Source organism: Blastomonas sp., assembly GCF_041747255.1.
Taxonomy (GTDB): domain Bacteria; phylum Pseudomonadota; class Alphaproteobacteria; order Sphingomonadales; family Sphingomonadaceae; genus Blastomonas.
In genome coordinates, this window is the sequence record NZ_JBGTFM010000426.1 from 1 (window position 1) to 7613 (window position 7613).

At 63.3% G+C, this 7613-nt stretch carries 10 protein-coding genes and 1 tRNA gene; 6 read left to right on the forward strand and 5 right to left on the reverse strand.

The window, feature by feature from the left end; translation table 11 throughout:
• The 4 genes from ACEW8G_RS14275 to rph all read right to left on the reverse strand — a co-directional run.
• Window positions 1-560 (reverse strand): site-specific integrase (locus ACEW8G_RS14275; protein ID WP_373489070.1); only part of this gene is annotated, 560 nt, incomplete at its 3' end.
• Between the two features lie 13 nt (window positions 561-573).
• Entirely contained in the window at window positions 574-1743 is a 1170-nt protein-coding gene (hemW, locus tag ACEW8G_RS14280; protein ID WP_373489071.1) for a radical SAM family heme chaperone HemW, read from the reverse strand.
• Window positions 1740-2366, reverse strand: coding sequence for an RdgB/HAM1 family non-canonical purine NTP pyrophosphatase (gene rdgB, locus ACEW8G_RS14285; protein ID WP_373489072.1), 627 nt, complete (start codon window positions 2364-2366; stop codon window positions 1740-1742). Before rdgB ends, hemW begins: the two co-directional genes overlap by 4 nt.
• A 6-nt stretch (window positions 2367-2372) precedes the next feature.
• Entirely contained in the window at window positions 2373-3101 is a 729-nt protein-coding gene (gene rph / locus ACEW8G_RS14290; protein WP_373489073.1) for a ribonuclease PH, read from the reverse strand.
• 130 nt (window positions 3102-3231) lie between these two features.
• On the opposite strand from rph, the gene ACEW8G_RS14295 reads away from it, so the two are divergent.
• Together ACEW8G_RS14295 and ACEW8G_RS14300 are read left to right on the forward strand one after the other, a co-directional pair.
• Window positions 3232-3307: transfer RNA gene (locus ACEW8G_RS14295), tRNA-Val, on the forward strand.
• 121 nt (window positions 3308-3428) lie between these two features.
• Window positions 3429-3611 (forward strand): hypothetical protein, encoded by a 183-nt coding sequence (locus ACEW8G_RS14300; RefSeq protein ID WP_373489074.1) that lies wholly within the window; start codon window positions 3429-3431, stop codon window positions 3609-3611.
• A gap of 10 nt (window positions 3612-3621) precedes the next feature.
• On the opposite strand, the gene ACEW8G_RS14305 is transcribed toward ACEW8G_RS14300, so the two are convergent.
• Window positions 3622-4188 (reverse strand): TlpA family protein disulfide reductase, encoded by a 567-nt coding sequence (locus tag ACEW8G_RS14305; RefSeq protein ID WP_373489075.1) that lies wholly within the window; start codon window positions 4186-4188, stop codon window positions 3622-3624.
• 58 nt (window positions 4189-4246) lie between these two features.
• Here ACEW8G_RS14305 and argH point away from each other — a divergent pair, with 58 nt between their 5' ends.
• The 4 genes from argH to ACEW8G_RS14325 form a co-directional block, all read left to right on the forward strand.
• Window positions 4247-5644 (forward strand): argininosuccinate lyase, encoded by a 1398-nt coding sequence (gene argH / locus ACEW8G_RS14310; RefSeq protein WP_373489079.1) that lies wholly within the window; start codon window positions 4247-4249, stop codon window positions 5642-5644.
• 26 nt (window positions 5645-5670) lie between these two features.
• On the forward strand, window positions 5671-5901 hold the full coding sequence (locus tag ACEW8G_RS14315) for a hypothetical protein (protein ID WP_373489076.1): 231 nt from the start codon (window positions 5671-5673) through the stop codon (window positions 5899-5901).
• A gap of 17 nt (window positions 5902-5918) precedes the next feature.
• Window positions 5919-7178 (forward strand): diaminopimelate decarboxylase, encoded by a 1260-nt coding sequence (lysA, locus tag ACEW8G_RS14320; RefSeq protein WP_373489077.1) that lies wholly within the window; start codon window positions 5919-5921, stop codon window positions 7176-7178.
• Between the two features lie 28 nt (window positions 7179-7206).
• On the forward strand, window positions 7207-7613 hold a 407-nt coding region (locus ACEW8G_RS14325), incomplete at its 3' end, for a bifunctional precorrin-2 dehydrogenase/sirohydrochlorin ferrochelatase (protein WP_373489078.1).

The window sequence follows — 7613 nt, forward strand, 5'->3', positions numbered from 1 at the left end:
GGCACCACGCGCTGCTTGCCGCCCTTGCCGGTGATGCGCAGCGTTTCACCCAGCGGCAGCGACGCGCCGGTGAGCCCCGTTGCCTCGCTGATTCGAAGCCCAGCGCCGTAAAGCAACATCAGCACCGCCCAGTCGCGCGCCTGCACCCAGGGCGGCGCACTGCGCTCGGCCATCGCAGCTCCCAGCGCCATGATGTCATCTGGCGCAATCGGGCGCGGCAGGCTGCGTTTCATGCGCGGTCCCTTGATCTGCGGCAGGCTGGACTGGGTTTCACTCTGGCTGGCGACGAAGCGCAGGAAGGCGCGGATTGCCGAAAGTTCGCGCGCGGTGCTGCGGTTGGCGAGGCCCTCTCCGCGCCGCATCGCTAGAAAGGCGCGCAGATCGGCCTGGCTGATCATGCCGAGCCGCGACGCAACGGGCCGCTCGCCCCAATGCTCGGCCAGAAACGCCAGCAACCGCTCTGCCGTCGCGGCATATGCGCGCACGGTGTGCTGTGAGCGCCGCCGGTTGTCGGTAAGGTGGGCGCGCCATTGTTCGGTGAGGGCTGGGCCGGGAACCATGGCTACGACCCTATCAGGCGTCGCGATTGCTCTCAACGCTGACGATCTCGGCCAAGATGGCGTTGAGCACTGGCATGCCCGCAGGTGTAACAATTAATCGCGCGCTCTCCAGCGTAACAAGGCCATGGCCAGCGAGGCGCTGAGTGGCGGACAGGTCAATCAGTTGCGCGTGGCCAAAGCCGGTTCGCGCCGCCAAAGCGTCAAGATCGACCCCCTCTGCCAGCCGCAGCCCCATCAGCAGCGCCTCCGCCGCCTGCGTCGCAGCATCGAGCGGGCGTTCAACCGCAAGGCCATGGCCGTTGCGCGTCATGGCCGACAGATAGTTTTCAGGTTTGCGGTGGCGCTCGGTCGCCATGCCGCCACGCCGTCCATGCGCGCCGGGACCGATCCCGGCATAATCGCCATAGCGCCAGTAGGTGAGGTTGTGGCGGCTCAGTTCGCTCGTCCGCGCATGATTGCTGATCTCATAGGATGGCAGACCTGCCGATGCGGTCATGGTCTGGGTCAGCGCATAGAGATCAGCAGCATGGTCGTCGTCAGCAGGCACAATGTCTCCGCGTCGCACCATGGTTTCAAAGCGTGTCCCCGGCTCAATCGTCAACTGATAGAGCGACAGATGACCGGTGCCGAGTGCCAGTGCGCGCGCCAGATCGGCTTCCCACGCGGCCATTGTCTGTCCAGGCAGCGCATAAATCAGGTCGAACGACACACGGGCGAATTGCTGTTGCGCGAACTGCAACGCCGCCAATCCCTCGCGCGCGCCATGGGCACGACCCAGAAAGGTCAGTGCATCGTCGTTAAACGCCTGCAGGCCAAGCGACACGCGATTAACTCCAGCCCACGCCAGATCAGCAAAGCGCGCCGCCTCAACCGAGGAGGGATTGGCCTCCAGCGTGATTTCGATGTCGGGATCGAGCGCCCAGTGCCGGGCAGCGGCATCAACCAGCGCGGCAACCAACTGCGGCGGCATCAGCGATGGTGTTCCGCCACCAAAGAAGATTGACCCCAGTGTCCGCCCCGGTAGCAACGCCGCCTCATGCGCCATATCGGCCAGCAAGGCACCCAGCCAGATATCGTTATCAATGCCATTGCGGACATGGCTATTGAAGTCACAATAGGGGCATTTGGAGACGCAGAACGGCCAGTGGATGTAGAGCGCCAGCGGCACGGACAAGGCGTTCAAAAACAGGCCTCGACCAGCTTGGCAAAGGCATCCGCGCGGTGGCTAATCGCGTGCTTGTGCGCCGGGTCCAGCTCGGCAAAGGTTTGGTCAAAGCCATTCGCGACAAACACCGGGTCGTAACCAAAGCCAAGGGTGCCGCGCGGTGGCCAGGTCAGCGCACCAGCCACGCGGCCTTCAAAAATCTCATGGTGTCCATCGGGCCAGGCGAGCGCCAAGGTGCAGATGAAATAGGCGCTGCGGTCGGCATCGGGGCCAAGCTCAGCGAGCTTGCCTTCAACCTTTCCCATCGCGAGATACCAGTCGCGGCCCGGCGGACCTTCGAAGCGCTGCCGCTCTGCCCAATCGGCGGTATACACTCCCGGCGCATCGCCGAGCGCCGCAACGCACAACCCGCTGTCGTCCGCCAGCGCGACGCAGCCTGACCCCTCTGCCGCAGCGCGCGCCTTTAACAGCGCGTTTTCAGCAAAGGTTATGCCCGTCTCTTGGGGTTCGGGCAGACCGAGATGACTCGCCGAGACAGGTTCAATACCAAAGGGCTCAAGCAATGCGCGTATCTCGCGCACCTTACCCGCATTATGGCTGGCGATGACGAGGCGTCCGGGGGTGAGCTTGCGCGCTTTCATCGTGGATCAGGCGCCCGCCCCCTGCTGGACAGCTTTATCCTGCGCGGCAAAAATCTCGGCGCAGCCGACGCGGGCAAGCCGCAGCAGACGCAGCAACGCCTCCTCGTCATAGGGCGCGCCTTCAGCCGTGGCCTGCGCCTCGGCGATGTTGCCGCCTTCGATCAGCACGAAATTGGCATCAGCTCCGGCGTTCGAATCCTCAATGTAATCCAGATCGAGCACCGGCGTGCCCTGATAGATGCCGCAGCTGATCGCGGCGACCTTGGCGGTGATTGGATCGTCCTTGATCAAACCCTTGGCGATCAGACCATTGACGGCAAGCCGCAGTGCTACCCATGCGCCCGAGATCGAAGCGGTGCGCGTGCCGCCATCGGCCTGCAACACGTCGCAATCGATGGTGATCTGGCGCTCGCCCAGCTTTTTCATGTCAACGACGGCGCGCAGCGAGCGGCCGATCAGCCGCTGGATTTCCTGCGTCCGGCCCGACTGCTTTCCCTTGGCGGCCTCGCGCTGGCTACGCGTGTGGGTTGCACGCGGCAGCATTGAGTATTCGCCGGTAACCCAGCCCTCGCCCTTATTCTTGAGCCAGGGGGGCAAACGCTCTTCGATGCTTGCGGTCACCAGCACCCGGGTATCGCCAAAGCCAATCAGGCAACTGCCCTCGGCGTGCTTGGCAAAGCCGGTTTCGATGGTGATGGGGCGCATTTCGTCAGGAGCGCGGCCAGATGGGCGCATAGGTGATTCTCCACTTGGGGGTAAGAATGATTGATCGCGCCGATAGCCCGACCGGATGGCAATGGAAAGGACCAAGCCACTTGCCAATGCTGCGCAAAGCTGGCAATGGCCCGCCTCGCCAGATGGTCATGGGCGATTAGCTCAGTTGGTAGAGCATCTCGTTTACACCGAGAGGGTCGGCAGTTCGAGCCTGTCATCGCCCACCATGGCCGCATCGCCGGGCACGATGTTGCCCCTGCGACACAGTTTCAACCATAAATGCAATCCGAGCCTGCCCGTTCAGCGCGCCGACAGGTTTCGCGCGCATATTCCCTCGTCATGTCGAGCATGTTCCTGATCGCGATGGCCTCCTCCAGCCTCACATTTGGTGAGCCAGTCATGCTGGTGGCCGATGATCGCCGGACAACACCGTCCGATTGCGTCGGCAAACGGCGCGCTATGCCTATGTTGGTGCGCGGCGCCCGCCAGAATCAACGCCCCTGTGTGGTCATCCTTCCCATCCTGATGTGAGGCATGTCGCTCAGCCTTTGGCGAGCGTTTCTTCCATCAGGGCCGCGGCGCGGGTGCCGTTCCAGTCCATGCCGCCGATCATTCGCCATACTTCCTTGCCCTCGGCATCATACAGCACGGTGGTCGGCATCACGCCCGTCAGATAGCTGAACCCAAGGTTGTTTTCCGGGTCAACAAACGGTTCGATCTGCTTGAACCCGTTGGTGGCGAAGAACGGCTTGATCGCATCGAGGTTGGCCATGTCCTGCGACACAGTGAGCACTACCAGCCGGTCTTTCTCACGAATGGCCAGCGCATCGAGCGTTGGCATTTCAACCACGCACGGCGCACACCATGTCGCCCAAAGATTAACCAGCACGGGCTTGCCCTTGAACGCGGCCAGACTGGTGGGCTTGCCATCGGGATCGTTAAAGCTGACATCGGGCGCGGGCTTGCCACGCTGCGAAATGTCGAGCGTTCCCGACAATGGCACCGATGGCGCAGGTTTGTCGGTTGCTTTTTCGGCGTCAGCGGCTTGCCCGCTGGCAGGCGATTGCCTATCGCACGCGCCACACGCCAGTGCAGCGACGGCCAGCAATGGCCATGCCGCTGTTCTGCAAGATCGGGCGAAACGCATGGACAATAACTCCAACAGCATGTGGGGCGGACGGTTTGCCGCCGGACCATCCGACGTGATGCGCGCCATAAATGCTTCCATCCCGTTCGACAAGGCGCTGTGGCGGCAGGACATCGCCGGGTCGCTCGCGCATGTCGCGATGCTGGGTCGGCAACAGATCATCAGCGCTGCCGATGCCGAAATCATCACAGCGGGCCTCAATCAGATCGGCGCCGAATATGCCGAGCATGGCGTGGCGGAGGACTGGGCGCTGGAAGACATCCATATGCATGTCGAGGCGCGGCTTGCCGAACTGATCGGACCCGTCGCGGGCAGGTTGCATACCGCACGCTCGCGCAACGATCAGGTCGCGACTGACTTTCGTTTGTGGGTCCGCGATGCCTGCGATGCAGCAGATGCGGCACTGCACGCACTGCAAACTGCGCTGGTCGCGCGCGCTGAGGAACATGTAGCGTCGATCATGCCGGGCTTTACGCATCTGCAGATTGCGCAGCCGGTGACGCTCGGTCACCATCTGCTCGCCTATTTTGAAATGTTCGCGCGTGACCGCGACCGGTTCGCCAGTGCCCGCGCGCGGCTGAACCAGTGCCCGCTCGGCTCGGCTGCGCTTGCCGGCACCGGCTTTCCGATTGACCGCGATGCAACCGCAGCGGCGCTGGGCTTCGATGGTCCGACTGCCAATTCACTCGATGCAGTGTCGGACCGCGATTTCGCGATCGACTATCTGAGCGCTGCGGCGCAGACCGCGCTGCATTTGTCGCGCCTGGCTGAAGAGTTCATCATCTGGGCGAGCCAGCCCTATGGCTTCGTGCGCTTGCCTGACAGCTTTTCGACTGGCTCATCGATCATGCCACAAAAGCGCAATCCCGATGCCGCCGAGCTTGTGCGCGGTCATGCCGGACGGATCGTTGGCTGCCAGACCGCGCTGATGATCACGATGAAGGGCCTGCCGCTCGCCTATTCCAAGGACATGCAGGACGACAAGCCGCCAGTGTTTGAGGCTGAAGGCCTGCTGATGCTGTCGCTCGCCGCGATGACCGGCATGGTCGCAGACACCGGGTTCGATACGACGGCGATGCGCAAAGCGACTGAACGCGGCTTTGCCACCGCGACCGACCTTGCCGATTGGCTGGTGCGGCAGGCGGATATCCCGTTTCGTGAGGCGCACCATATCACTGGCGCGGTGGTCAGGCTGGCGGAAGACAAGGGCGTCGCGCTCGACGCGCTTGCGCTTGCCGATCTGCAGGCAATCGATGCGCGGATCACGGACGCGGTTTACGGAGCGCTGTCGGTCGATGCTTCGGTCGCGAGCCGGACCAGCTATGGCGGGACCGCGCCCGATCAGGTAAGGCTGCAGATTGAACGGGCCAGAACCTATCTGTCCGAGCGCACCACCGCTGCCGGAGAAACGCTGTGATCTGTAAGACGAACACTGGCAGACGTATGCTGCTGATAGGCTGTGCCGCGCTCGCGCTGGGCGCTTGCGGCAGCCGCCAGAAGCTGACGGCAGTAGAAGGGACGGCACCTGTGCCGCGTGCTTATGGCGCTGAAAAGCCTCAAAGTGTTGACGAACTGCTCAAGCCATCCGCGCAGGCGCGCCCGGAACGCAATGTCGAACTGCAACGCCGTTCACAGGCGCGTGAGGATGATCCATTCGATCTTCCCCCGGATTAACAGGGCCGCATCTCTTCATGGATCATTTTTCATTGCAGCACGGGCAACTGTTTGCCGAGCAGGTTCCTTTCCGTACGATTGCCGATGCGGTGGGTACACCAGTCTACGTCTATTCGCGCGCAACGCTTGAGCGGCATGCGCATGTGTTCCGCGACGGGCTTGCCGATGTCCCGCGCAAGCACATCGCTTTTGCGGTTAAGGCCAACCCCAATCTGGCGGTGCTGCGGGTGCTGGCGAAGTGCGGCTATGGCGCAGATGTCGTATCAGCAGGTGAGCTTGATCGGGCGCTGGCTGCAGGCATGGCGCCGCAAGACATTGTGTTTTCCGGCGTCGGCAAGACGGCGACGGAAATTCGCCATGGCCTGAGCAATCACATTGGCCAGTTCAACATCGAATCGGAAGAAGAAGGCGTGATGCTGGCGCAGATCGCCAGCGCGATGGGTCTAACCGCGCAGGCGGTTCTGCGGATCAACCCCGATGTCGATGCGGGCACCCATGCCAAGATTTCGACCGGAAAGGCGGACAACAAATTCGGCGTCGGCTTGCATATCGGCCCCGGGATCTATCGGCGGCTGTCGACACTGCCGGGGCTGTCGTTGCGCGGGGTCGCAGTGCACATCGGCAGCCAGTTGCTCAGCCTTGATCCGCTGGAGGCTGCGTTCGGCAAGATTGGCAGGCTGGTGGCCCAATTGCGAGCAGATGGTCACGCGATCAGCCATGTCGATCTGGGCGGAGGGCTGGGCGTGCCCTATCGCGCAGGCGAGGTGACCCCGTCGCCCGCCGATTATGGCGCGCTAGTGGCGCAGGTGACTCGCGACTGGGATGCAACCATCCAGTTTGAACCGGGCCGGGTGATCGCAGGCAATGCCGGGGTGCTGCTCACCCGCGTTGTGCGCGTCAAGCCTGGCATCCTGCATCCATTCGTGGTGGTCGATGCGGCGATGAACGATCTCGCCCGGCCAGCGCTGTACGATGCCTGGCATGATTTCGCCGCCGTCAGCCCCGATGGGCAGCGGATGACCGCCAATATCGTCGGGCCGGTGTGCGAAAGCGGCGACACATTCGCGATGGGGCGTGACATTGATCGCGTCGGCGCGGGCGATCTGGCGATCTTCCGCACCGCAGGGGCATATGGCGCGACGCTGGCGAGCAGCTACAATAGCCGGGGTATTGTCGCCGAGGTGCTCGTCGATGAAGATCGCTATGCGGTCGTTGCTGACCGGATCACGCCTGCTGAAATCATGGCCGCAGAGCGCGTGCCTGCCTGGCTGGAGTAATCGCGCGGCACATGGTAGCGCATCGCCCATGCAACAGCTGCCGATCTTCCTGAACCTCTCGGGCCGCCCAATCATCCTGCTTGGCGATGGCGAAGCGGCGGCGGCCAAGCGCCGCTTGATCGAACGCTCGGGCGGTGTCCCGGTTGGTGAGGACCACGCCGGTGCCAGCATTGCTATCGTTGCAATTGACGATGAGGAGGAGGCGCTGCTGGCGGTCGGACGGCTCAAGGCGCGCGGTTTGCTGGTCAACGCGGTGGACAGGCCGCAGCTGTGCGATTTCACCACCCCTGCGATCATTGATCGTGATCCGGTGCTGATCGCCATTGGCACCGGCGGGGCATCGGCGGGGCTCGCCAAGGCGCTGCGCCAGCGGTTGGAGACGCTGCTGCCCGCGCGGCTGGGCGCTCTGGCACTGGCGCTGGACGCAGCCCGCGA

What these genes read in the sequence shown, in the direction of transcription:
- rdgB (WP_373489072.1), bottom strand. Translation starts at nt 2,366, where the DNA reads ATGAAAGCGCGCAAGCTCACCCCCGGACGCCTCGTCATCGCCAGCCAT.
- rph (WP_373489073.1), bottom strand. Translation starts at nt 3,101, where the DNA reads ATGCGCCCATCTGGCCGCGCTCCTGACGAAATGCGCCCCATCACCATC.
- ACEW8G_RS14300 (WP_373489074.1), top strand. Translation starts at nt 3,429, where the DNA reads ATGTTCCTGATCGCGATGGCCTCCTCCAGCCTCACATTTGGTGAGCCA.
- argH (WP_373489079.1), top strand. Translation starts at nt 4,247, where the DNA reads ATGTGGGGCGGACGGTTTGCCGCCGGACCATCCGACGTGATGCGCGCC.
- ACEW8G_RS14315 (WP_373489076.1), top strand. Translation starts at nt 5,671, where the DNA reads ATGCTGCTGATAGGCTGTGCCGCGCTCGCGCTGGGCGCTTGCGGCAGC.
- lysA (WP_373489077.1), top strand. Translation starts at nt 5,919, where the DNA reads ATGGATCATTTTTCATTGCAGCACGGGCAACTGTTTGCCGAGCAGGTT.